The organism is Vibrio hepatarius, from assembly GCF_011806575.1.
GTDB lineage: Bacteria > Pseudomonadota > Gammaproteobacteria > Enterobacterales > Vibrionaceae > Vibrio > Vibrio hepatarius_A.
In genome coordinates this window covers 42,445-67,199 of sequence record NZ_JAATOO010000004.1, presented here as the reverse complement: position 1 = coordinate 67,199, position 24,755 = coordinate 42,445, and the positions used below count along the sequence as shown (strand labels likewise).

Below are 24,755 nucleotides of genomic sequence, written 5' to 3'. Positions count from 1 at the left end.
TGATATTCGAAAAGGAAAACGCTAATTCGAGGAGTTTTCTCGATGCACAGTGACCTCAGTGCGTGCATAAGGCTATAATACGCCGAGTTTTAGAAGAAGCATCAGAAGCAAAACATGAAGTATCAATTATTGGCACTCCCTGAATCTATTAGTGAAGAGTCTGGGTATTTTTTCGAAGGTCTCACGTTAGCCGCAAATATGGCGACGAAACCTCTCGCACCAGAGAGCTGGTTAGCGGATGTCTTTGCTGAACAAGCCGTAGAAGTGTGTAAGCCGATTGAAGAGCACATCACACATCAATATCAACTGCTGAAAAGAAACGAATATTCTCTAATGGCGCTTCTTGAGCCACAACATCAGTTAGAACAGCTTGCCGACGTTGCAGAAGGCTTTATGACTCTATGGCCAACGGTTGAACAACAGTGGCAAGAAGTCCAAGTTGGTGACGGCACGTTACGCATGCTGCAAGCGATGCTGACGACGATGATGCTTGCCATTGACGAAGAACAAACCCACGAGCAAATGAAAGCTGCGGGTATCGAGACACCGCCTGCGTTGGCTGATTTGATTGACCAACTTGACCTGATGATCGCCGAAGTCGCGCAAGCGGCAGACGAAGCCATGATTGGGGCAAAATCGCAGAGTGTGAACCCGTTTAAGGACATTGGTCGCAATGATCCATGCCTATGTGGCAGCGGCAAAAAATACAAACAATGTTGTGGGAAATAGAACAAAGTTAACTTTGCTCGGTCAAACTTAGTCGTTATCAAAGCTATAAACGCTTTATCTGCGTCTAAAAAGGAAAGATTAAATGAAGAAACTAGCCGCATTGCTTTTTATGAGTTGTTCAGTATTTGCTGCGCCGAAAGATGAGCTCAACCAGCGCTTACAACAGACGGAAGGCTTTAGTGCCGAGTTTACTCAGAAAGTGACTAGCCCAGATGGCGACGTTGTGATGGAAGGGGAAGGGAACGTTGAGATCTCACGTCCAAGCCTATTCCGTTGGACGACCACAATGCCTGATGAAAATGTATTGGTTTCTGACGGCAAAACCTTGTGGTACTACAGCCCGTTTATCGAACAGGTAAGTATCTACTGGCAAGAGCAAGCGACAGAGCAAACACCGTTTGTTCTACTGACGCGTAATCGTGCGAGTGACTGGGACAACTATAAAGTCTCTCAACAGGGTGACGTGTTTACATTAATTCCAACCGCAGAAGACAGCAATCAAGGTCAATTTAAGTTGGAAATTGATAAAAAAGGTGCGGTAAAAGGCTTTAGTGTGATTGAACAAGACGGGCAAAAAAGCGCGTTTGTGTTTAACAGCCTAGACCTAAGCAAACCCAAAGCCGACCGCTTTACCTTCACCATTCCGCAGGGTGTTGAGGTTGACGACCAAAGGAATTAACCGTGAGTAACTACTCGTTAGACTTTTCAGGGGACGAAGATTTTCGTCCCCTTGCTGCTAAAATGCGTCCTCAAACTTTGGAACAGTATATTGGGCAGCAGCACATTCTCGGTCCTGGAAAGCCTTTAAGAAGGGCGCTGGAAGCGGGGCATATTCATTCCATGATTCTGTGGGGACCTCCGGGCACCGGTAAAACCACCCTTGCAGAAGTGGCGGCGAATTATGCGAATGCGGAAGTTGAACGAGTCTCAGCGGTGACCTCGGGTGTGAAAGAGATTCGCGCGGCGATTGAAAAAGCGCGTGAAAATAAAATGGCAGGTCGACGCACCATCTTGTTTGTGGATGAGGTACATCGCTTCAACAAATCGCAGCAAGATGCGTTTCTGCCGCACATTGAAGATGGTACCGTTACTTTTATTGGTGCGACTACAGAAAACCCTTCCTTCGAGCTCAATAACGCACTGTTATCCAGAGCGCGTGTTTATAAACTCACCTCGCTCGCTACCGCAGATATCAGGCACACGCTCGACCAAGCGATTGCGGATCCTGAACGTGGTCTCGGCAAAACCAAAGCGGAGTTTGTCGATAATGTGCTAGATAGGTTGGCTGAACTGGTCAACGGTGACGCGCGTATGTCGCTCAACTATCTTGAGTTGCTCTACGATATGGCGGAAGAAAACGCCCAGGGCGATAAGCAGATTACCTTGCAACTTTTAGCCGAAGTCGCGGGAGAGAAAGTGTCGCGCTTCGATAACAAAGGCGATATTTGGTACGACTTGATCTCCGCAGTTCATAAATCGATTCGTGGCTCCAATCCTGATGCGGCATTGTATTGGGCGGCGAGAATGATCTCAGCGGGTTGCGATCCGCTTTACATTGCCCGGCGCTTATTAGCGATTGCATCGGAAGACGTCGGCAACGCCGACCCTCGTGCAATGCAAGTCGCACTTTCCGCTTGGGACTGTTTTACCCGCGTTGGACCTGCTGAAGGCGAGCGAGCGATCGCCCAAGCGATTGTCTATTTGGCGTGCGCACCAAAAAGCAACGCCGTGTATTCTGCTTGGAAACAAGCGCTCAGCGATGCGCACAACCAACCTGAATACGAAGTTCCGCCACACTTACGCAATGCTCCGACCAACTTAATGAAAGATCTCGGCTATGGCGCCGAGTACCGTTATGCACACGATGAACCGGGGGCTTACGCTGCGGGTGAGAAATATTTACCATCAGAAATGGGCGATACACGCTACTATTTTCCGACAAATCGCGGTTTAGAAACGAAAATTGGCGAGAAGTTAGATTACTTGGCTAGTTTGGACGCAAAAAGCCCACAAAAGCGCTATGAATAAGGGCCCATTTTAGATACATTTATCCAATTATCCCTTCATACTTGAAGCCGCAGTTTTGTGAACTGCACCAATTCACCGGAACGCCGGCCGCCCTAATCACATAGAGCATCTATGTTCATAGGGCTGAATTGGTTTGTTGCCGCGCTGCAACTCCAATTATTTGGGGAAATATTTTTTGACGCTTGAACAAGCTGTTCGGGCGCGATTTCACAACTACAAAAGCATAGGATTAACAATGCTGGATTCTAAATTACTTCGAACAGAGCTGGATGAAACAGCTGCTAAACTGGCACGTCGTGGCTTTAAGCTAGACGTAGAGACTATTCGTAAACTTGAAGAGCAACGTAAGTCCATTCAAGTAGAAGTTGAAAATTTACAATCCACGCGTAACTCCATCTCCAAGCAAATCGGCCAAAAAATGGCGGCTGGCGATAAAGAAGGCGCAGAAGAGATCAAGAAAAAAATCGGTACACTTGGTAGCGATCTAGACGCGAAAAAAGTTGAACTTGACGCGGTAATGGCGCAACTTGAAGAAATCACTCTATCTGTTCCAAACTTGCCAGCTGATGATGTGCCAGACGGTAAAGATGAAGAAGACAACGTAGAGATCTCTCGTTGGGGCGAACCAAAAACTTACGATTTCGAACTGAAAGATCACGTTGACCTAGGTGAGATGGGTGACGGTCTTGATTTCGCAAGCGCGACTAAAATTACCGGTGCTCGCTTTATCGTAATGAAAGGTCAATTTGCTCGTCTGCACCGTGCAATCGCTCAGTTCATGCTCGATCTTCATACCGAAGAGCACGGCTACACAGAAATGTACGTACCGTACCTAGTGAACTCTGACAGCCTATTTGGTACTGGTCAGCTACCTAAATTTGGTAAAGACCTTTTCCATACAGAACCGCTTGAAGAGAAAGTGAACGACGAAGAGCCGCGTCGACTATCGCTTATCCCAACGGCGGAAGTACCAGTAACCAACATGGTGCGTGACACGATCTCTGACGAAGCGGATCTACCGCTTAAGATGACGGCGCATACACCGTGTTTCCGCTCAGAAGCCGGCTCTTACGGTCGTGATACTCGTGGTCTTATCCGTATGCATCAGTTCGACAAAGTTGAATTGGTACAAATCACGAAACCAGAAGACTCAATGGATGCGCTTGAAGAGCTAACAGGTCACGCGGAGAAAGTTCTGCAGTTGCTAGAGCTTCCTTACCGTAAAGTGGTTCTATGTACGGGTGATATGGGCTTCGGCGCTCGTAAAACTTACGACCTAGAAGTTTGGGTCCCAGCACAGAAGACTTACCGTGAAATCTCATCTTGTTCAAACATGTGGGACTTCCAAGCGCGTCGTATGCAAGCTCGTTTCCGTCGTAAAGGCGAGAAGAAACCTGAGCTAGTACACACGCTAAACGGTTCTGGTCTAGCGGTTGGTCGTACTATGGTTGCTATTCTTGAAAACAATCAAGAAGCAGACGGTCGTATTGCCATCCCAGCAGTGCTACAGAAGTACATGGGCGGCGCAACGCACATCGGCTAAGCACAAGACTATGTATCAAAAGGCGACTCAATGGAGTCGCCTTTTTTGTTTCTATTCTTGGTCGCTACTTATACCAATCACGGTAAGTAAATGGTTAGAAATAGCGTAGTAAAATGCTTGAGAACAAGGCTAAATTTTTCGATAAGTAGTTATTCTACAATCAAAAATATTAACACATCCAGACAACAAAAAAGCCAGCGGGTTACGCTGGCTTTTGTCGTTTAATGGTGGAGTTAAATACTCATCTCACCGCGCAGGACTTGCTGCATTTTCACTTTCACTTGCTCATAAGAGAGGTCTTGGCTAAGTAGGTAATGCAGTTTTGCTAGTGCCGCTTCAGGAGTCATATCGTAGCCGCTAATTACGCCTGCTTCTGCCAAAGCACAACCTGTCGCGTAGCCGCCCATGTTGACCTTGCCCGCTAAACACTGCGTTAAGTTCACCACGATCACACCACGCTCAGAAGCGTCTCTTAGATGTCCAAGTAGCTCTGGATTTTGCGGCGCATTACCGACACCAAACGTCAGCAAGATCATAGCGTTAACTGGCTGAAGTAAAGTATTGCGGATAACTTCATGCGAAATACCAGGGTACATGGTGATGACGCCAATCGGTTGTGGCGTAATATCGTGAACCTTGAACTCGCCTTCTGGCTTCTCGTCGACTCGCACATCACTACTGATTTGGATATTGATACCCGCTTCCAAAAGAGGTGGCAGGTTTGGCGAGGTGAAAGCGTTAAAGCCGTCAGCGTGCGATTTCGTACTGCGGTTACCACGCATCAATTTGTTGTTGAAGAACAAGGTGACTTCGTTGATTGGGTAGTTCGCCGCAATGTGTAACGCGTTTAACAGGTTGGCTTGGCCGTCAGAGCGGAGCTCCGCAAGAGGGATCTGTGAACCTGTTACGATAACCGGCTTGCCGAGATTCTCCAGCATAAAAGAAAGCGCAGAAGCTGTGTACGCCATGGTATCCGTACCATGAAGAATGACAAAACCGTCGTACTTATCGTAGTTATTACGGATATCATCAGCAATTTGCTGCCAATCTTTTGGAGTCATGTCCGAAGAGTCGATCAGTGGATCGTATTCATGGATGGTGAATTCTGGCATTTCTGGACGGTGGAATTCCGGCATGTTTGCCAATTGCTTTTCCATAAAGCCAGCGACTGGGACGTAACCATGGTCATGCGATTTCTGCATGCCAATGGTGCCACCGGTGTAAGCGATATAAATGTGTTTTCTTGCCATTGCTTAGAGACCAGTTTTTGTAGGGGAACAGAGTGGTGGATTATATATCAAACGTCACCAATAAAAAGGGGCATCCGGTATCGGAATGCCCCTAATTGGTGACTATCTAGTGAAATGTGCTACAAGCGTCCGGTTTAGCGGATATGCACGCTCTTTATTCGACCAGACAATTCAAACAGAACGCGTACTGACCTTTTGGATCGTTGAAGCTCTGTAGCAAATCCGCATCGGCGCTCATTTGGTTAACCACCGGTTGAAGTGCTGATGGCACAAGCGCCGATACATCCAAGCCCAATGACACTTTAACTTGGTTCATAAAGTCTTGAATAAACTGCTGTGCTGGCGATAGTGGTTCTTCAACCCAGTAGAGGTTGTAGTCTTTCAGCTCGGCCAGTTCAGCCGCCACTTTCACCGCATCGTCGAAATCACCGATGCTATCGACTAAGCCATAGTTCAGCGCATCTTGACCTGTCCATACCCGGCCTTGAGCAATCTTATCCAACTCGTCGATTGGGATATCGCGATTAGTGCTGACAAGATTCGTAAAGCGCTGATAGCCGTGCTCAATACCCATTTGGAACGCTTGTGATGCGCCTTCCGATAGGCCAGTGGTTAAACCCACATCAGAGAATGGCGACGTACCTACACCATCGGTGTAAACGCCAAGCTCGTTGAGACCTTTCTCAAATGTCGTGATCACGCTAAAGATACCGATTGAACCCGTCAGCGTTGTAGGCTGCGCGACAATGCGATCGGCACTCATTGAGATCCAGTAACCACCAGATGCTGCCAAACTCGACATTGATGCGACTACTGGCTTACCTGCTTCTTTCAGTGCTTCAATTTCATTGCGAATTACTTCTGAGGCAAACGCGCTGCCGCCCGGGCTGTCCACGCGTAATACAACCGCCTTCACCTTGTTGTCGGTGCGTGCTTGGCGCAGCAACGAAGCGACCGTATCACCACCAACGGTACCACGCGGTTGAGAACCATCCATGATGGCACCACTAGCAACAACCACGGCGATATCATCTTGGGTGACGTTGAAATCGGGTGAAATGGTCGTCTGGTATTTGTAGTAACCAATATGGTTGTAGCTGTCGTCATCGTCGCTACCAAATACGTCGATGAGGTCTTTACGTACTTGTTGGCGTGTGGCGAGTTGGTCAACTAAACCGATATTCTTAGAAAGGGAGGCAAGGTCGCCGTTGTTCTCTTTCAGTAATGCAAGGAACTCATCCATATCTGGGTTGAGTGATTCTGCGTTGACTTGGCGATTGGCTGCGATGTCATCTACGTACGCGCCCCATAATTGACCTAGCCAACGAGAGGCAGACTCGCGTGCAGCGTCAGACATATCATCACGAATAAACGGTTCAATTGCCGACTTGTAGGTGCCAACGCGGAATACGTGTGTATTGACGTTGAGTTTTTCCAATAGTGTTTTGTAGTACAGCGAATAGGTACTGTAGCCTTTAAGTAACACCGCCCCGTCTGGCGACATGTAAATTTTGTCGGCGTAGCTGGCTAGGTAGTACTGGCTTTGATTGTAGAAATCGCCTGCGGCATAAATGGGTTTGCCCGCAGCCTTAAACTCGTTGAGTGCTTTAGCAATATAACGCAGTTTGGTTAGGTTGGTTTCTGGCATGTCTTGTAGTGCGAGCACCAAGCCGCTGACTTTAGGGTCATCTTTGGCATAGCGAATCGTATCAACGATATCGAACAGCACGTTCTCTCTTGGTAAATCTTGCCCAAAGATTGAACCTGTCAGAGAGTCCATAGGGTTGACGTATTTTGGCTGTTCGACGATAGGACCAGTCAGATTTAGGATCAGGGCTGACTCTTTTGGCACTGTCGGTTCAGGTGTTTCTGCACCGATATAGATAAAGTAAATAACAGCAATACTTGCCAAGAAAATCAGATTGGTCAGAGCGAGTCGGATAAATGAGATCAGTTTCCATATCCCTTTAAACACCAACCCTATAAACTTAAACATTTTTTTCATTTCATCTCCGCTGCGATGACCGCAGTTCAAGGCTTAATCGCTGTAAGACCTTATAAAACCAGCAAAGTTACATCCTACTGAAACTAGTTGACGCAAACAACTGTAGATTGATCGGTGTTACAAAAATGTAAACGCTTGTTTGATTTTTATTACAGACATGCTTATCGTGGTCAGACCTCAATAAGAAAAATATAAGTGATGTCTGCCATGTACCCAAACTTGTTAAAGCCGTTGGATCTCGGATTCACACAAATCCGCAACCGAGTCTTGATGGGCTCGATGCACACTGGCCTAGAAGAGCACAAAGAAGGCCTAGGTAAGCTCGCTGCGTTTTATGCAGAACGTGCCAAAGGCGGTGTTGGTCTTATAGTAACAGGTGGTTTCTCGCCGAATTTACGCGGTCGTTTACACCCGTTTAGCGCCGAGTTCAGCAAGCCTAAGCATGCAAACGCTCACAAAGTGGTAACAGACGCAGTACATCAGCACGGCGGTAAAATTGCGTTGCAACTCTTGCACGCTGGGCGCTATGCGATGCATCCATTTTCCCAAAGTGCGTCGGCCATCAAAGCGCCAATTGCTCGTTTTGCTCCGAGCGAAATGAGCACTCGCCAAATCAAAAATACCATTGACGCATTTGCCAACAGCGCGTCTTTAGCGAAAACGGCGGGTTACGACGGTGTCGAAGTGATGGGCTCAGAAGGGTATCTGATCAACCAGTTCATCTGTAAACGCACCAACATGCGTTACGACGAATGGGGTGGCAGCTATGAGAACCGCATTCGTTTTCCATTGGAGATCGTCAAGTCTATCCGTAAAGCGGTTGGCGAAGAGTTTATTATTATCTTCCGCCTTTCGATGCTCGATTTGGTCGAAGAGGGCAGTACCTTTGATGAAGTGGTGCTGTTGGCAAAAGAGCTCGAAAAAGCAGGCGTAACCATCATTAACACTGGTATCGGCTGGCACGAAGCACGTATTCCGACCATCGCGACGCAAGTTCCGCGCGGTGCGTTTACTTGGGTGACAGAGAAAGTTCGTCCGCACGTCAATGTGCCGATTGTCACCTGTAACCGAATTAATACGCCGGATGAGGCGGAGAAAACCCTAAGCAGTGGTCACGCAGACATGGTATCGATGGCGCGTCCATTCTTGGCTGATCCGGAATTTGTTATCAAAGCAGAAAACCTGCAATCGCACCTAATTAATACTTGTATCGGTTGTAACCAAGCGTGTCTAGATAATGTGTTTAAAGGCAAACGCGCTAGCTGTCTGGTTAATCCGCTTGCGTGTCGTGAAGATGAGTTGAAAGTTACCGCAACGGATAAACCAAAGAACATCGCAGTGGTCGGTGCGGGCCCCGCCGGTATGGCGTGCGCGACAACATTGGCAAAGCGAGGGCACCATGTCGATTTATTTGAACGCAACGACCGAATCGGTGGCCAATTCCGCTTGGCGATGCAGATCCCGGGCAAAGAAGAATTCCGCGAAACTATCCGCTACTTCGCGAATCTGATTGATGAAACGGGCGTGAAATTGCACCTAGAAACCGAAGCAAATTTCGACTTACTCAGCGAATACGATGAAGTGGTCATGGCGACGGGTGTTGAGCCGCGTAAAGTGAAGATTGATGGCATCGATAACCCTGAAAAAGTCGTTGACTACCAGACGCTGATCCGCGACAAAACTTATGTTGGTAACAAGGTTGCCATTATTGGTGCTGGCGGTATCGGTGTTGACGTCGCGACCATGTTGACAGAACCAACTGGTCATAACCTTGATGATTGGCTGCATGAGTGGGGCATTGATAAAGAGATTTCTCATCCGGGTGGTTTGTACCCATACCCTGATTCGTTGAGTGACAAAGAAGTTTGGGTGCTACAACGTAAGAAAGGGCGTGTAGGTAAAGGTCCGGGTAAAACCACCGGCTGGATTCACAAGCGCACTCTAGAAAAGCGTGGTGTTCATCTGCTTGGTGGTGTGAGCTACGAGAAAATTGATGACCAAGGCCTGCATATTTCTATTGATGACAAAGAGCAGTTATTGGAAGCCGATAAAGTGATCATTTGTGCTGGACAAGAGTCGGTGCGCCCGTTTGAAGATAAGTGGTCACAACTCGAAGGTAAACTCCACGTGATCGGTGGTGCAGATTACGCCGGAGAACTCGACGCTGTTCGAGCAATTCGACAAGGCGTTGAGTTGGCAGTGAAGCTTTAAGCAAGACGATTAAACAATGAGTCATAAAAAGGCCTCCGCTGTGGAGGCCTTTTTGTTGTTTTGAACCGAGACTACAAAATAACGGTCTTATTACCGTAAACAAAAACGTGGTCATTCAGCACTTTGTTCAAGGCTTTACTTAACACGTTCTTTTCTACGTCACGACCCGCTTGCGCCATGTCTTGTGCGCTGAAGGTATGGTCGACAGGAATAACATCTTGTTTGATGATCGGACCTTCGTCTAAGTCATTGGTGACGAAATGCGCGGTTGCACCGATGATTTTAACCCCACGCTCGTACGCTTGTTGATACGGTTTCGCGCCGATAAACGCAGGTAAGAAACTGTGGTGAATATTGATGATCTTGTGGTGGTATTTCTCGACAAACGATGGTGTCAGTACACGCATGTATTTCGCTAGAACTAGGAAGTCCGCATTGTACTCGTCGATCACTTCCAGTAGTTTCGCTTCGTGTTCTTCGCGGTTTAAGCCTTCGTGAGAAACGCAGTGATAAGGGATATCAAAGCGTTCAGTAAGGTTTTGTAGTGAGTCGTAGTTGCCGACAACCGCAGCAATCTCTACGTCTAAACTGCCGTCGTAATTCTTCATCAGGATATCGCCCAAACAGTGCGCTTCTTTGGTCACAAGGACTACGATGCGTTTGCGGCGTGAGCTGATGAGTTTGTACTTGGCTTTATCTGGTAACGCGTGGCTAAGATCGGCTAGCAGCGTCTCGTCGTTGAAATAGCCTTCCAGTTCGGTGCGCATAAAGAAATGGCCACTGGTGTTATCAACGTATTCATTGTTGTGAATGATATTGAGTTGGTGCTTATAACAAATATTGGTGATTTTCGAGATCAGACCCGGGGCATCAGCACAGTGTGTGAGTAGTGTTTTCTTTTCCATTAAATTGGTACTTCCATGAAATAATTTTTGTTGTATTTTCAATCTTTGACAGGGCTTCGAACGGTGAAGTAACCCGCGGCATGGCAATAACAATTAAACTAATTACCCAAGTGTTTCAACAAATATTGTGAGTTAATCGTTTGTCTGCTTATAAGTGAGCAGATTTTTCGAGTGATGATGGTGATCGATGTTCGCGCCGTGCAGCGAAAACTGCCATAATCTCAAACCCAAATAGCTCGACCGATAACTTTTGATGATCTGCAAAACTTTCTCCTCTGATGGCGCTCTTGGTAAAGCGATTCCCGGATTTCAGCCTCGTCAGGCTCAGCTTGATATGGCCGAAGCGGTCACCGATGCGATCAAGCATGACTCGCAGTTGGTGGTCGAAGCCGGGACCGGAACGGGCAAAACCTTTGCGTATTTAGTACCAGCGTTGCTCAGTGGTAAGAAAATCATCATCAGTACCGGTTCTAAAAACCTGCAAGAACAGTTGTTTCACCGCGACTTGCCGTTAATGGTCAGTGCGTTGGGATTTTACGGCCAAGTGGCTTTGTTGAAAGGGCGGGCGAACTACCTGTGCCTCGACAGACTTAGCCGCCAGATGATTGAAAGCCACACTAACAGTGCAGATCCAACCTTGCTTAGCCAACTGGTCAAAGTGCGTTCGTGGGCGAGTGAGACCAAAACAGGTGATTTAGGTGACTGTGACGCGATCGCCGAAGATAGCTTAGTCATCCCAACGATCACGTCGACCAACGATAATTGCCTTGGGAAAGAATGTCCGAGTTATCAGGATTGTTTTGTGCTCAAAGCGCGTAAGAAAGCGATGGATTCTGATGTGGTGGTGGTTAACCACCATCTGTTCCTCGCCGACTTAGCGATTAAAGAAACGGGCTTTGGTGAGTTAATCCCTGAAGCGGACGTGTTTATTTTTGATGAAGCGCACCAGCTTCCGGACATTGCCAGCCAGTATTTCGGTCAATCGCTTTCCAGCCGTCAAATTCAAGAGCTATCCAAAGATATCGAAATTGGCTATCGCACCGAAGCCAAAGATATGCGCCAATTGCAGAAAGTGGGCGAGAAACTCCAGCAAGCCGCGATGGATTTACGCATTACATTAGGCGAACCTGGTTTTCGTGGTAACTGGCGTGAAGCGATTAAATCCCCGTCTATTGCGCGCGAGTTAGAGCGACTACAAGAAGCACTCGATTTTGCCTTAGAAGTACTAAAACTAGCGTTGGGGCGTAGTCAACTGCTCGATACCGCGTTTGAGCGGGCAAACACGATTCAAGCGCGATTGCAGCGCGTGTGTGATGTATCCATTACTGGCTATTCATATTGGTACGACACCACGCCAAGGCACTTTAGCCTGCATATTACACCGCTGTCGGTTGCCGATAAGTTTCACGAGCAAATCGAACTTAAACAGGGCGCGTGGATTTTTACATCTGCGACTTTAGCGGTTAATGATGACTTTGGGCACTTCACTTCCCGCTTAGGCTTAAAACCGTCCAAGCAGTTTTCTTTGCCGAGTCCGTTTGATTACCAAAGCCAAGCGAGACTGTGTGTGCCGCGTTACCTGCCCGAGCCGAACAGTCCGGGGCTGGCTGACAAGTTAGTTCGTATGCTCGCTCCGCTGATAGAGAAAAACCAAGGCCGCTGCTTCTTCTTGTGTACTTCACACAGCATGATGCGAGATTTAGGTGAACGCTTTAGAGAAACCCTTTCCGTCCCAGTGCTGTTGCAAGGTGAAACCAGTAAACAGAAAACGCTGGCAGAGTTTATGGAGCTCGGTAACGCGTTACTGGTGGCAACAGGCGCATTTTGGGAAGGCATAGATGTTAGAGGTGACGCGCTGAGCTGTGTTATCATCGACAAATTACCGTTTACCGCACCCGATGACCCATTATTGAAGGCTCGCATCGAAGATTGTCAGTTAAAAGGCGGCGATCCGTTTTCACAGGTTCAAATACCCGATGCAGTGATTACACTTAAGCAGGGAGTCGGGCGGTTAATACGAGACAAGAAAGACAAAGGTGCGTTGATCATCTGTGACAACCGCTTAGTGACGCGAGAGTATGGTGGCGTGTTTCTCGCCAGCTTACCGCCTATTCCGCGTACGCGTGATTTGGCTGTGGTGAGCAACTTTCTTGACCATATTTCAGATTAGAAACAACCAACAAAATTTAGAGATTTCAATGAGCGCAAAGATTCTTGCCCTAGATACGGCTACAGAGAACTGTTCTGTAGCGCTTTTAGTCGATGACCAAGTGTATGTTCGTAGTGAAGTTGCACCGAGGGATCACACCAAAAAGATCTTACCTATGGTGGACGAAGTACTAAAAGAAGCGGGACTTACCTTGAACGACTTGGATGCCTTGGCGTTTGGTCGTGGTCCTGGCAGTTTTACTGGGGTTCGTATCGGTATTGGTATTGCGCAAGGTTTAGCGTTTGGCGCAGAACTGCCTATGATTGGCGTATCTACCCTTGAAACGATGGCGCAAGGCTGTTTCCGTAAGCATGAAGCTCAACATGTCGCGTGTGCGATTGATGCACGTATGAGTGAGGTCTATTGGGGACGCTTTGCTCGTCAAGAAGACGGTAGCTGGCTGCAAGTGGATCCTGAGTGTGTGATTCCACCTGCGCTTCTCGCTGAAAACAGTCAAGCGGATGAGCACGTTTGGCATACTGCAGGGACGGGTTGGGACGCGTATTCAGAGCTATCAGCGCTTAAATTTGAGCGTACTGGCAGCGAAGTTCTTTTCCCAGACGCAGAAGATATTGTTCAACTGGCGAAACTGGAATGGCTAAAAGGCAACACGGTGGATGCAGAAGAGGCGAGTCCGACTTACCTGCGTGACAAGGTTGCTTGGAAGAAGTTACCCGGTCGCGAATAAACAACATAAGCGGATAGTATGGTTTCAATTAACGGATTACCTCCTTCGGTCAATGGTCCCAATCGAACCAATAAGACCAACAAAAAGAACGAGGTTAAGAAGTCACAGCAGAAAGACCCAGTAGGACAGCCATCGAAGGTGGCGAATGCTGTGGCGCATACTATCCGCCAAGTAAGCGAATCAGAAGTACACAAAGCTCAGATCCAATATGATCTCCCTGAAGGGAAAGGTCGTAAAGCGATGGAAGAGTACATGAACGTGATGAATCAAACGAAACGTGATGAACTCTCCTCCATGCTAGGTGTCGATATCTATATCTAGTTTCACTTCTTAGTCTTGGTGGTCGTTATGACTAACAGTATGTTTTATCGCCGATTTTTCTCCAAGGTCATGGTTCTTGCTGGCGTACTATTATTGAGTGCGTGTAGCTCTCTTCCTGAGTCGTTAAAAACCGATAACACCAATCTGATTACCGATTACAGTCAATGGCAATCAAATACAGCCAGCAATGGTGAAGTTAGGTTGGGTGGCGTGATTGCGAAAGTGACCAATCTTGAAAATCAAACCCGTGTTGAAGTGGTCAATTTGCCGATCAATTCAACCGGCAGGCCAGACATTGATATGGAGCCCCAGGGGCGCTTTGTCGGTTACATCAGCGGATTTGCAGACCCGGTTACTTTGTCGGAAGGTCGTTTGATTACTCTGCTAGGCCAATCGGCTGGCCGGGAAGAGAATCAGGTCGGTGACTATAGCTACGATTTCCCTGTGATGAAGGTGAAAGGTTTCCATTTGTGGCGCATCGAAGAAACCGTGGTCACTAACGATTTTGATAGCCATTTCTATCCTTGTCGCACGCTTTATTGTCAGGATCTTCGCTTTGGAACGAGGCGAGCGAAAGTGATACAGGAAGTCAGGTAATGTTTGAGAGTAAACGCTATCCACTCCATGAGGGGTTTCTTGAGGCTGTGGAGTATGGCAACAGCAAAACGGCCGATATATCGGTCGTTTTTTTGCATGGTTGGTTGGATAACGCCGCGAGTTTCTTTCCCATTCTAGAGGGATTACACCAAGCCGCGCCAAAGCTACACCTCTGCGCAATCGATTTACCTGGTCATGGCCTTTCAAGTCATAAAAGTTACGGCAATTTCTATCCATTTCACGACTATATTGACGATATTTACCAGCTTTTGGTTAACTTCTCGCCAAACAGAATAGTGTTAGTAGGGCATTCGCTTGGTGCTTTGGTCGCAAGTTGTTATAGTGCCGCCTTTCCTGAACAAGTCAGTGGGTTAGTTCAGATAGAAGGTTATGGACCTTTGGCTGAAGAAGAAAGCCAAACCGTCTCTCGATTAAGGGATGGTGTGCTCAGTCGACAAAGGCTCCGTAGAAAACCAGCAAGAGCATTTGCATCACTACAAGATGCCATTGAGAGAAGGGCGAAGGTCAATCACCTATTGCCACAACAGATCGCTCCGATAGTGACTCGAGGGGTGGTTGAACGCGACTCTCAATGGTACTGGCGACATGATATCAAGCTGCAAAGCCAGTCTTTATATCGAATGTCGTGGCAACATGCGCACTCCATTCGTCAACACATCACCTGTCCTCAGGTGGTCATATTAGGCGAGCAAGGTTTTTCTCATTTGCAGAGTTTTCGACAAGATGCGTCTGAAGCGATTCAAATTGAATTGGTCGCAGGCGGGCATCATTGCCACCTACAATCTCCAGTTAGAGTAATTGACCTAATCTTTGGCTTAGTTAACAAAATTTAAACAAGTGTTTGGCTGTTTCGTGCTCCAACACTTTGCCTGTGGTGTAATAGTCGGCAATAAAAAACACGGCGTTTCGTCGACAACTGCCCGCTTATTTTCGAGGAGTATTACCGTGGATAAACCTTGGTTATCACGTTATCCAAGCGATGTGCCTGAGCACATCAACCCAGATCAGTATCCATCACTGGTTGAGATGTTCGAACAATCAGTCCAAAAATACGCTGACCAGCCTGCATTCATGAATATGGGTTCGGTAATGACATTCCGTAAGCTTGAAGAGCGCAGCCGAGCATTTGCCGCTTATCTGCAAAACGACCTCAAGCTTAAGAAAGGTGACCGAGTTGCGCTAATGATGCCAAACCTGCTGCAATATCCAGTAGCGCTGTTTGGTGTCTTACGCGCAGGTTTGATCGCGGTAAACGTGAACCCACTCTACACACCACGTGAGCTGGAGCATCAGCTGAACGACGCTGGCGCTAAAGCGATTGTTATCGTATCGAACTTTGCCAATACACTGGAGCAAATCGTTGATAATACGCCAGTTAAACACGTGGTTCTGACCAGTCTTGGTCAGATGCTGCCACGCGCCAAAGGTACGATTGTCGATTTCGTCGTTAAATACGTGAAAGGCATGGTACCTAAGTACGATTTGCCAGGTGCGATTTCAATGCGTAAAGCACTGCGTAAAGGTCGTCGTCTACAGTACGTGAAACCATTTATGTCCGGCGAAGATATTGCCTTCTTGCAGTACACAGGTGGCACTACTGGGGTGGCAAAAGGCGCGATCCTGACTCACCGCAATATGATTGCCAATGTGATGCAAGCCAAAGGTGCCTACGGACCAGTATTGTCTGAAGGCCGTGAGCTGGTGGTTACAGCACTTCCGCTTTACCACGTTTTTGCTTTAACGGTGAACTGCTTGCTGTTCATTGAGATGGGTGGTAGTAACCTGTTGATCACCAACCCACGTGATATTCCGGGCTTTATCAAAGAGCTACAGAAATACCCATTCACTGCGATTACTGGTGTAAACACGCTTTTCAATGCTTTAGTGAACAACGAAGACTTCCACGAGCTTGATTTCAGCAACCTGAAACTTTCTGTTGGTGGTGGTATGGCAGTGCAGCGTGCGGTTGCTGACCAGTGGCAGAAAACCACAGGTATTCACTTGCTGGAAGGTTACGGTCTAACCGAATGTTCACCACTGGTCACGGGTAACCCATACGACTTGACTCAATACACGGGTGCCATCGGTCTACCAGTACCGTCGACAGAAGTTCGTATCGTCGATGATGAAGGCAAAGAGCTACCGATTACCGAAGTGGGTGAGCTTCAAGTTCGTGGTCCACAGGTGATGCAAGGTTACTGGCAGCGTCCGGAAGCAACCAAAGAAGTGATTGACGCCGACGGTTGGCTATCAACCGGTGATATCGTTAAGTTTGACGACGAAGGCCTTATCCATATCGTTGACCGTAAGAAAGACATGATCCTTGTGTCTGGCTTCAACGTCTATCCAAACGAGATTGAAGATGTGGTCGCGTTGCACGGCAAAGTGCTTGAAGTGGCGGCGATTGGTCAGGAACATCCAGTCTCGGGAGAAGTCGTGAAGGTGTACGTTGTGAAACGTGACCCAAGCTTAACCAAAGACGAAGTGATCACTCACTGTCGCCAGCATCTGACTGGCTACAAAGTGCCTAAACTTGTTGAGTTCAAAGAAGACTTACCAAAAACGAATGTAGGTAAGATTCTGCGCCGTGAATTGCGCGAAGAGAACGAAGCAAACCTAGCAAAAACTCAGCAAAGCTAACTAGCCGAGCAGAGTTAAAACAGAAATGATAGAATGCCGACAATCCCTTGTCGGCATTTTGTTTTCCGGCGTATTTAACTTCACAGCGAGAACTTAGTGAATTATCAAATCATCACCCAATCGGAACAATTAGAAACGGTCTGTTTGCAGGCAAGAGATACCGACATCGTTATGCTGGATACCGAGTTTGTTCGTACGCGAACGTTCTATCCTCAGCTCGGTTTGATTCAGCTTTATGACGGCCAGACATTATCCTTGATTGACCCGACAACCATCGAAGATATGAGTGCTTTCGAACAGCTGTTGAAAGACACCTCTGTCCTTAAAGTGTTGCACGCGTGCGGTGAAGATTTGGAAGTGTTCCAGAATAGCTTTGGTTGTTTGCCTTACCCTATGGTAGACACGCAAGTAATAGCGGCGTTTTTGGGGCATGGTCTATCAACCGGCTTCGCTTCACTGGTGGAGTCTTACCTGAGCGTTGAACTGGACAAGAGTGAGTCGCGCACCGATTGGTTGGCAAGACCACTGACCACGAAGCAGTTGGAATACGCCGCGGCTGACGTTTACTATCTCTACCCACTGTTTGAGAAGCTAGAACAACAAGTGACAGAAGCAGGCTGGTGGGAAGCGGCGCAGCAAGAGAGTGATTTGCTGGCGGCGAAACGTGTGAAAAATGTCGACCCAGACAACGCGTACCTTGATATTAAGGGCGCTTGGCAGCTTAAACCGAGTGAGCTAGCAATACTCAAGCCTTTGGCAACTTGGCGCTACAAAGAAGCAATTCGCCGAGACTTGGCTCTGAACTTTGTTTTTAAAGAAAACGACCTGTTAATGGTTGCGCGTTTGGGGATTCAAAATCGCCAACGTATGGAGCAAGAAGGCATCGACCCACGTTCGGTTGGTCGCCACTCAGCGCGAATTATCTCTATCGTCAAAGCGGCTAAAAACATTCCGGCTGAAGAGTATCCAGCGAAAATAGAGCGCTTGATGGATATGCCGAGTTATAAGCAGCTGTTCAAAAAGCTAAAAGATGAAGTCAAACACGCATCGCAGTCATCGGGTTTGGCGACGGAGTTTTTAGCCTCGAAGAAGCAATTAAATCAGTTCATCAGCTGGGTATGGAGAAAAGACCGTGACCCTTCAAGGTTGCCGGATTTGATGCAGGGCTGGCGCTTAGAGTTACTCGGCGAAAAGCTCAATAAAATGATTTAACGAAAGGCTCCGACAGGAGCCTTTTTTATCTCGCCGATTCACAATGTTATGTATGGCGAGATAAGTAATACCAATCGTAGTAAATAACTGCTCATTCTAGCTTGTTAAAACACTCGATAACTGCGTTGAAATTTTTGATTGTAGAATAACTACTTATCGAAAAATTTTGCCTTGTTCTCAAGTGTTTTTCCGACGCTATATCTGATCATTTACTTACTGTGATTGGTATATGTTTTATTTTTGTTGCAGTTTGGTTAATGTTGTCAGTAAGGGATAGGAGATTGACAATGTTAATTAGGTTATGGATTTGCTTGTGGCTGCTGGTTGCATCTCTTTCTTCATGGGCTGAAACGGTAGTTATCACCTCTTTCCCGGAAAACTTTTATTCTCAAGTCTCTCAGCAGTTTAAACGTGAGTATCCTAGTTCCGACATACGCTTCATTAATAAGAAAACCCCAGCACTGATCGCGCATTTCATGCAGAAACGCCAGCCTGAGCCAGACTTGGTATGGGTTTCGTCATCCGATGCGATGGCGCTGATGCAGCAGGCGGGTTATATCCAAACACCGGTGACATTTGCATGGTCTGAGTTTGGTTTTTTTTGGCATCAAGATGCGCTCACAAGCGACAACTTGCCGCAACCCGATAGTTGGGAAACACTGCTTTCTCCCCAGTTTGAAGGCAAAGTCGCGCTCAGTGCGCCGTCGCGATCGGGGACTAACCACATCGTGATCGAGCTGATATTACAGCAATACGGCTGGCAAGAGGGGTGGGCGCTAATCGCACAACTGAGTGGCAATTTAGCGACCATTACCGCTCGCAGTTTTGGTGTGCGTCAAGGCATTATCAAGCAGCGTTTTGCCGTTGCGCCTGTGGTGGACTTCTTCTACAAAAACGCTAAGGGCGAAGGCGAGAACGTCGGTTATGCGGCGCTGCCTAACACGCCACTGGTTCCCGCTCAAATTGCGTTAAGCGCCAATACTCAACAAGCTACGACCGCCCAACAGTTTATTGATTTTTTACTCGGAGACAGCGGGCAGCGTCTGCTCTCTTCTCCTTCGCTGAGTCGTCTGTCGCTTAAGCAAGCGGCTAACCAAAGTCAGCGCTCAACGAGTCGCTTTGACCAACAACTTTCCGCTGAACGCTATCATCTGGTCAATCGCTTGTTCGATGCGTTTGTCACCGAACGTTTAACCTCTTTGCAAACCTTTTGGCACGCGTGGCACGAGTTAGACAGACGTGAATTGAACACTGAACAGCGCAATGAGTTACAGCAAATCTTTCGCCAAGTGACTCAAATCCCGATTGATGAATCCGTCGCGCGAGACCCGAAATTAAACCAAGAATTAAGCCCGAATAATCGTTATAGCAACTTCTATCAGCGATTAACCTCTCAGTGGCAAGAACAGCTAACTCAAAGCCTCAATGATGCGATTGAACGTGTCGAGCGTTTGAGTTTGGATGTCACTAAGGATGGTCAGTGATGAAAAAACGGCACAGTATCGCGACCAAGATTTTTTTGCTGTTCGCGTTGTCAGGTGGTATTGCGGGTGGGGTTGTGTTGATTAACTTTTTCACCTTCTATCAGGTGGCGGACAGCGTTGAAGTGACGGTGCATGAGCACTTGCCCGTTCTTACGTCTGCAGCGAAAATTGCCCATATTGGCGGTATGATCACTACAGATGCGTCAAAACTGGCGTCAGCGGATTCGGTGCTGGCGCTGACTCGAGCACAAGTTAACCTTAAAAAAAGCTTACCGATCCTAACCGAGTTGGCTCAGTCGGGTTTAACCGATAATCGGCGTAATGAGTTGCAGGCGTTGGTTGAGTCTCTTGAGGTCAATGTCGCCAACTTATTTGCCAACAGTCAGGAAAAGCTCAAACTGCGAGAGCGTCAGGATCAACTGCGCCAACAGCTGCATTGGCTGCAAATCGATTTTGTCGATGAGGTAGCGCCGCTTACCGCAGAGAGCCAATACAACCTCGCACAATTGGTGTTTGGTTTTAAGGGCACTCAGTCGCTCAGTGACAGGGAGTTAGATCAGTTAGCTGCCGAAGCCAATATTCAGGCTCAGCTACTCAAGTTTGAGGCCGATGTGAATTTGGTGCTGGATCTACTGCAACGTGTGCCTTTGTTCAGCTCACGCAACGATGTACTGGCTGCCCAGAGTATGATCGATGAGAACATGCACGCGATCGAGACGCAAATCTCTGTACTAAAAAGCAACCCGAGCACCATTACATTGCGGCAAATGGCGCAGAGCCTAGAAGAACACGTGAGCGGCTCTGATAATGCGTTAGACCGAAGCCTGCGAGTATTAGTGCTTGATGAGCAAAACCAGACATTGTTGGAAGATAACCGCCAGCTTATTCAACGCATCAAGTTGATCATCGACCAAGCCATTGTCGATGCTGAAACCGCGAACCGAGAGACCACCACTGAGCTAACCAAAACGCTAGACAACAGTCGAACTCAACTGACGTTAGCTCTGTTGGGCATACTAACGCTATTAGTGTCGATGGCGTGGTACTTGAAATATCACATCCTGCATCGCCTCGCTTATGTACTTCGAAGCATGCGCCACCTAGCGGAAGGTCAACCGCAAAGTATGATTCATGTATCCGGTAAAGATGAAGTCGCGTCTTTGGCGGATGCGACCAACTTGTTTAACTATCAGTCGCAAGAATTGCGTCGTTATACCGAAACGTTAGAAGCTACCAACCAAAAGCTGGTGGTCGAAATTCAGCAGCGTAAACAAGCTGAGCAAACCCTCAAAGATACCCAAGATGAGCTGATTCAAGCGGGGAAATTGGCGGTGCTTGGGCAGTTAACTACGGGTATCGTACACGAGTTTAGTCAGCCTCTGGCGGCGATTCGCTCTAATACTTACTTAGCTGAGCAGTATATTGTTAACGACGATGTGGCCAAAGCGGGTGATAAACTCATTAAAATCAACAATATCACTGACCGTGCGACCAAGCTGTGTCAGCACTTAAAATCGTTTGCACGCAAAGCCGATGACTACAATCAAACCGTTAAGTTGCGCCCTGTGATTGAAAACGCATTGGAGCTGTTTACTGAAAACATCCCGCCTTCATGGGTTGAACTTAATGTCGATGCTAATTTGCAGGTGCTAGCAAACGAAGTTCGCTTGGAGCAAGTGATGGTCAACTTGCTCAGCAACAGTATTGAAGCGCTGGAGCGAGTTGACGGACGAGATGAGCCGAAGATTTGTATTAATGCTGAGCAAAACGATGATGAAGTTGAAATCAAAGTGATCGATAACGGCTGCGGCATCGAAAACTCCCAACTCAAACAGATTTTCGAACCCTTTTTTACTACCAAGGACGTGGGGAAAGGGTTAGGACTGGGCATGTCTATCACGCACAATATTATTCAAGACTTTGGCGGAAGCATCCAGGTCACATCGCAAGTTAACCAAGGAACGGAGGTGACGATATGTCTCAAGCATCCATCATTCTCGTCGAAGACGACAAAGAACTCAGAGAAAGCTTAAGTGAAATCCTCGAACTGAATGGTTTTCGCGTTAACGCTTTCCCTTCGGCAGACAAAGCGTTGCCCTGCATCAGTTATGGTTGTGACGCGACGATTGTCTCGGATATACGTATGCCCAATATGGACGGAGTGACGTTTCTAGAGCATATCCGACAAATCGATGAGGAAATCCCGGTCATCTTGATCTCAGGTCATGCAGATATCGAAACCGCGTTGCAGTGTATTAAGCTCGGCGCGTTCGATTTTGTTGAAAAGCCACTGCGGCCGGAACATTTAATCGGGCTCGTCACTAAGGCAAGCCAGCACCGCCAACTGACGTTAGAGAACCGCCGATTAAAGCAGAGCTCACGTCGACAGATATCACTCGATGAAGTATTGCTCGGACAGTCTGAAGCGATGGTGAAGCTCAAGCAGCGTCTGATTACTCTAGCGAATGCCGACGTTAACATCGTGATCAATGGTGAAACTGGGACAGGTAAAGAGAAGATTGCCCGAACGCTGCACGCGCAGTCAGAGCGTAAAGATAAGCCGTTTGTTGCGATCAACTGCGGTGCGATGCCTGAAAACCTAATCGAATCGGAACTGTTTGGACATGAGCAAGGCAGCTTTACTGGTGCGAGTAAAAAGCGCATTGGTAAAATTGAGTACGCGTCTGGCGGGACGTTGTTTCTTGATGAAATAGAGAGCATGCCACTATCTGCGCAAATTCGTCTGCTGCGTGTGATTCAGGAAGGAGAGTTGGAACGTGTTGGCAGTAACCAGTTGGTACATGTGGATCTGAAAGTGCTGTCTGCCTCGAAAGAAGACCTTTTGGCGTTGTCGCAAAAAGGCGGTTTTCGTCAGGACTTATATTACCGTTTGAGCGTGGCTAGCTTGGATATTCCGCCGCTTAGAGAGCGAAAAGACGACATCCCGCTGCTGTTGAGCCATTTTATTCACGAGTCAGAATCGCGTTTAGGAAAGAAAGCACCGCCGTTATCACCGCTGCATTTTCAGCAGTTAATTGCCCACGACTGGCCGGGAAACGTGCGCGAGTTAATGAATGAAGCCGACCGCATTGCGCTTGGGATCTCTGACCTCATCAATGTAAGCAACAAACCAGAATGTACCAGCTTAGCTCACCAGTTAGCGCAGTTTGAGTTGCAAGTACTGCATCACGCACTGGCAAGGTTTTCAGGCCATATTGGTGATACCGCTGAGCACTTGGATATCCCACGCAAAAACCTCTATTTAAGAATGAAAAAATACGGTTTGAAGCGCGAAGAGTATGCCAATGAAGATGACCCTGAAGAGTAGGTCGTTTTTGACATACCGTGAGACGCGTTTAGTCTGTATTTGACCTAGTTTGAAATAAGTGGTTTTTATAAGGCATTGAAATATAACGGGTTAACATTTTCATAACATTGGCATGCCGTTTGATTTATCTAGAGGAAGAGTCTGAGCTCTTTACCTCTACAACAATACGGAGTGCAACATGAAACAAGGAAATAAACTACTCTCTCTGACGCTGGCCGTGAGTTTCGCGCTAGGCACTAGCTCTGCGTTTGCAATGTCTGATAAAAATCTGGTTGTAGTAACGTCATTCCCAACCGACGTTACAGATGTCTACAAAACGGCATTTGAGAAAAAGTACCCTGAAGTCAAAGTAGAAATCCTGTCGAAGAAGACCACCGCAGGGATTAAATACCTACAAGAAACGGCTTCGAACAACAAATCTGACATCTTTTGGGCATCAGCACCGGATGCGTTTGAAGTACTAAAAGATAACCAACTCCTCGCTCAATATACCTCTTCAGTGGCGGGCATTCCTGACAAAGTTGGCTCTTTCCCAATCAACGACCCTGACGGTTACTACAAGGGTTTTGCGCTGTCAGGTTACGGCATCATGTGGAATGAGCGTTACATGAAAGCGAAGAAGCTGCCGATACCAAAAGAGTGGGAAGATCTGGAAAACCCGATTTACCACAAACATATTGGTATGTCGGCACCGTCGCGCTCAGGTACCACGCACCTAACCGTTGAAGCGATTTTGCAAGGTAAAGGTTGGCAAGAAGGTTGGGCGACGCTGAAATCGATCTCGGGTAACTTCAAGACCGTTACAGAGCGCAGTTTTGGTGTACCAGATGGCGTAAACAGTGGTTCATTTGGCTTGGGTATCGTTATCGACTTCTTTGGTTTGTCTTCCAAGGCAACAGGTTTCCCGGTGGACTTCCATTACCCAACTGTGACGGCTCTGGTTCCTGCTAACGTCGGCAAAATCAAAAATGCGCCAAATGACGAAGCCGCGAGCGCGTTTATCGACTTCTTACTCTCTGAGCAGGGCCAAGAGTTGCTGCTTGATAAAAAGATTCAACGTCTTCCCGTAAACCCTGCGGTGTACGCAAGTACGCCTGAAGGCTTCCCGAATCCATTTACGGGTCAGAAACTCGGTACTGTGGACTTTGACCTTGAACTGTCTAAGTCGCGCTACAACGTCGTGAACAGCTTGTTTGACGTGATGATCACTTACCGTTTGGATGAACTAAGAGAAGCGACCGATGCAATTGCTGAAGCTGAGCAAAAAGCGAAGAAAGCGAATAACTCGGAAGCGTTGGAGTTAGTCAGTCAAGCGAAGGCGTTAATCAATCAAATGCCAATCACTGCTGAACAAGCTAGCGATCCTGAGTTCGCGGCGATCTTCACCAAAAAACGTAAGAAAAAGACCGACAGTGTTGGCGCTCGCCAAGCTGAAGTTGAACAAGATTGGGACAACAAAGTCGTGGCAAATTATAAGCAGGCGACTGAGTTAGCAGAAAAAGCGCTCGATATTTTGTAATCCTCCTTACTCCCCCTTTCTTAACGAGAGAGTGCCGCGATTTGCGGCGCTCTGGGGGCTTTTTA

General features: G+C 47.5%; 19 protein-coding genes. 16 read left to right on the top strand and 3 right to left on the bottom strand.

What is annotated here, in order from left to right; genetic code table 11:
* The first annotated feature begins 114 nt into the window (after window positions 1–114).
* From HCZ42_RS04080 to serS, 4 genes are all read left to right on the top strand, one after another.
* Entirely contained in the window at window positions 115–729 is a 615-nt protein-coding gene (locus HCZ42_RS04080) for an SEC-C metal-binding domain-containing protein (protein ID WP_167419480.1), read from the top strand.
* Window positions 730–811: 82 nt separating this feature from the next.
* A complete protein-coding gene (gene lolA / locus HCZ42_RS04075) occupies window positions 812–1,408 on the top strand; it encodes an outer membrane lipoprotein chaperone LolA (RefSeq protein ID WP_167419479.1) in 597 nt (198 codons plus the stop codon).
* A 2-nt stretch (window positions 1,409–1,410) separates the two neighbouring features.
* Window positions 1,411–2,757, top strand: coding sequence for a replication-associated recombination protein A (locus tag HCZ42_RS04070; RefSeq protein ID WP_167419478.1), 1,347 nt, complete (start codon window positions 1,411–1,413; stop codon window positions 2,755–2,757).
* Window positions 2,758–2,992: 235 nt separating this feature from the next.
* Window positions 2,993–4,300, top strand: a complete 1,308-nt coding sequence (gene serS, locus HCZ42_RS04065; protein WP_167419477.1) for a serine--tRNA ligase — start codon at window positions 2,993–2,995, stop codon at window positions 4,298–4,300.
* A 233-nt stretch (window positions 4,301–4,533) separates the two neighbouring features.
* On the opposite strand, the gene ansA is transcribed toward serS, so the two are convergent.
* Together ansA and sppA are read right to left on the bottom strand one after the other, a co-directional pair.
* The gene (gene ansA, locus HCZ42_RS04060; RefSeq protein WP_167419476.1) at window positions 4,534–5,550 is read right to left on the bottom strand and encodes an asparaginase; all 1,017 of its coding nucleotides are present in this window, start codon (window positions 5,548–5,550) and stop codon (window positions 4,534–4,536) included.
* Window positions 5,551–5,704: 154 nt separating this feature from the next.
* Window positions 5,705–7,555: a signal peptide peptidase SppA gene (gene sppA / locus HCZ42_RS04055; RefSeq protein WP_167419475.1), complete on the bottom strand. Its 1,851-nt coding sequence runs from the start codon at window positions 7,553–7,555 to the stop codon at window positions 5,705–5,707.
* A 207-nt stretch (window positions 7,556–7,762) separates the two neighbouring features.
* Here sppA and HCZ42_RS04050 point away from each other — a divergent pair, with 207 nt between their 5' ends.
* Complete coding sequence (locus HCZ42_RS04050) at window positions 7,763–9,766, top strand: NADPH-dependent 2,4-dienoyl-CoA reductase (protein ID WP_167419614.1); 2,004 nt, start codon at window positions 7,763–7,765, stop codon at window positions 9,764–9,766.
* A 71-nt stretch (window positions 9,767–9,837) separates the two neighbouring features.
* Here HCZ42_RS04050 and purU read toward each other — a convergent pair whose 3' ends face one another.
* Window positions 9,838–10,671, bottom strand: coding sequence for a formyltetrahydrofolate deformylase (gene purU, locus HCZ42_RS04045; protein WP_167419474.1), 834 nt, complete (start codon window positions 10,669–10,671; stop codon window positions 9,838–9,840).
* Window positions 10,672–10,924: 253 nt separating this feature from the next.
* Here purU and HCZ42_RS04040 point away from each other — a divergent pair, with 253 nt between their 5' ends.
* The 11 genes from HCZ42_RS04040 (at window position 10,925) to HCZ42_RS03990 (ending at window position 24,690) form a co-directional block, all read left to right on the top strand.
* Entirely contained in the window at window positions 10,925–12,841 is a 1,917-nt protein-coding gene (locus HCZ42_RS04040) for an ATP-dependent DNA helicase (RefSeq protein ID WP_167419473.1), read from the top strand.
* Between the two features lie 28 nt (window positions 12,842–12,869).
* Window positions 12,870–13,568: a tRNA (adenosine(37)-N6)-threonylcarbamoyltransferase complex dimerization subunit type 1 TsaB gene (tsaB, locus tag HCZ42_RS04035; RefSeq protein WP_167419472.1), complete on the top strand. Its 699-nt coding sequence runs from the start codon at window positions 12,870–12,872 to the stop codon at window positions 13,566–13,568.
* Between the two features lie 18 nt (window positions 13,569–13,586).
* The gene (locus HCZ42_RS04030) at window positions 13,587–13,889 is read left to right on the top strand and encodes a chromosome partitioning protein ParA (protein ID WP_167419471.1); all 303 of its coding nucleotides are present in this window, start codon (window positions 13,587–13,589) and stop codon (window positions 13,887–13,889) included.
* A gap of 27 nt (window positions 13,890–13,916) precedes the next feature.
* Window positions 13,917–14,486: a Slp family lipoprotein gene (locus HCZ42_RS04025; RefSeq protein ID WP_167419470.1), complete on the top strand. Its 570-nt coding sequence runs from the start codon at window positions 13,917–13,919 to the stop codon at window positions 14,484–14,486.
* Window positions 14,486–15,340, top strand: a complete 855-nt coding sequence (locus HCZ42_RS04020; RefSeq protein WP_167419469.1) for an alpha/beta fold hydrolase — start codon at window positions 14,486–14,488, stop codon at window positions 15,338–15,340. Before HCZ42_RS04025 ends, HCZ42_RS04020 begins: the two co-directional genes overlap by 1 nt.
* 112 nt (window positions 15,341–15,452) lie before the next feature.
* A complete protein-coding gene (gene fadD, locus HCZ42_RS04015; protein WP_167419468.1) occupies window positions 15,453–17,147 on the top strand; it encodes a long-chain-fatty-acid--CoA ligase FadD in 1,695 nt (564 codons plus the stop codon).
* A gap of 96 nt (window positions 17,148–17,243) precedes the next feature.
* Entirely contained in the window at window positions 17,244–18,359 is a 1,116-nt protein-coding gene (gene rnd / locus HCZ42_RS04010) for a ribonuclease D (protein WP_167419467.1), read from the top strand.
* Between the two features lie 287 nt (window positions 18,360–18,646).
* Window positions 18,647–19,843 carry an extracellular solute-binding protein gene (locus tag HCZ42_RS04005; protein ID WP_167419466.1) on the top strand — a complete coding sequence of 399 codons (1,197 nt, stop codon included), beginning with the start codon at window positions 18,647–18,649 and terminating at the stop codon, window positions 19,841–19,843.
* Window positions 19,843–21,876: an ATP-binding protein gene (locus HCZ42_RS04000; protein ID WP_167419465.1), complete on the top strand. Its 2,034-nt coding sequence runs from the start codon at window positions 19,843–19,845 to the stop codon at window positions 21,874–21,876. The genes HCZ42_RS04005 and HCZ42_RS04000 overlap by 1 nt, the downstream gene beginning before the upstream one ends.
* Window positions 21,819–23,171, top strand: coding sequence for a sigma-54-dependent transcriptional regulator (locus tag HCZ42_RS03995; RefSeq protein WP_167419464.1), 1,353 nt, complete (start codon window positions 21,819–21,821; stop codon window positions 23,169–23,171). The genes HCZ42_RS04000 and HCZ42_RS03995 overlap by 58 nt, the downstream gene beginning before the upstream one ends.
* Window positions 23,172–23,349: 178 nt before the next feature.
* Entirely contained in the window at window positions 23,350–24,690 is a 1,341-nt protein-coding gene (locus HCZ42_RS03990) for an ABC transporter substrate-binding protein (RefSeq protein ID WP_167419463.1), read from the top strand.
* Window positions 24,691–24,755: the final 65 nt, after the last annotated feature.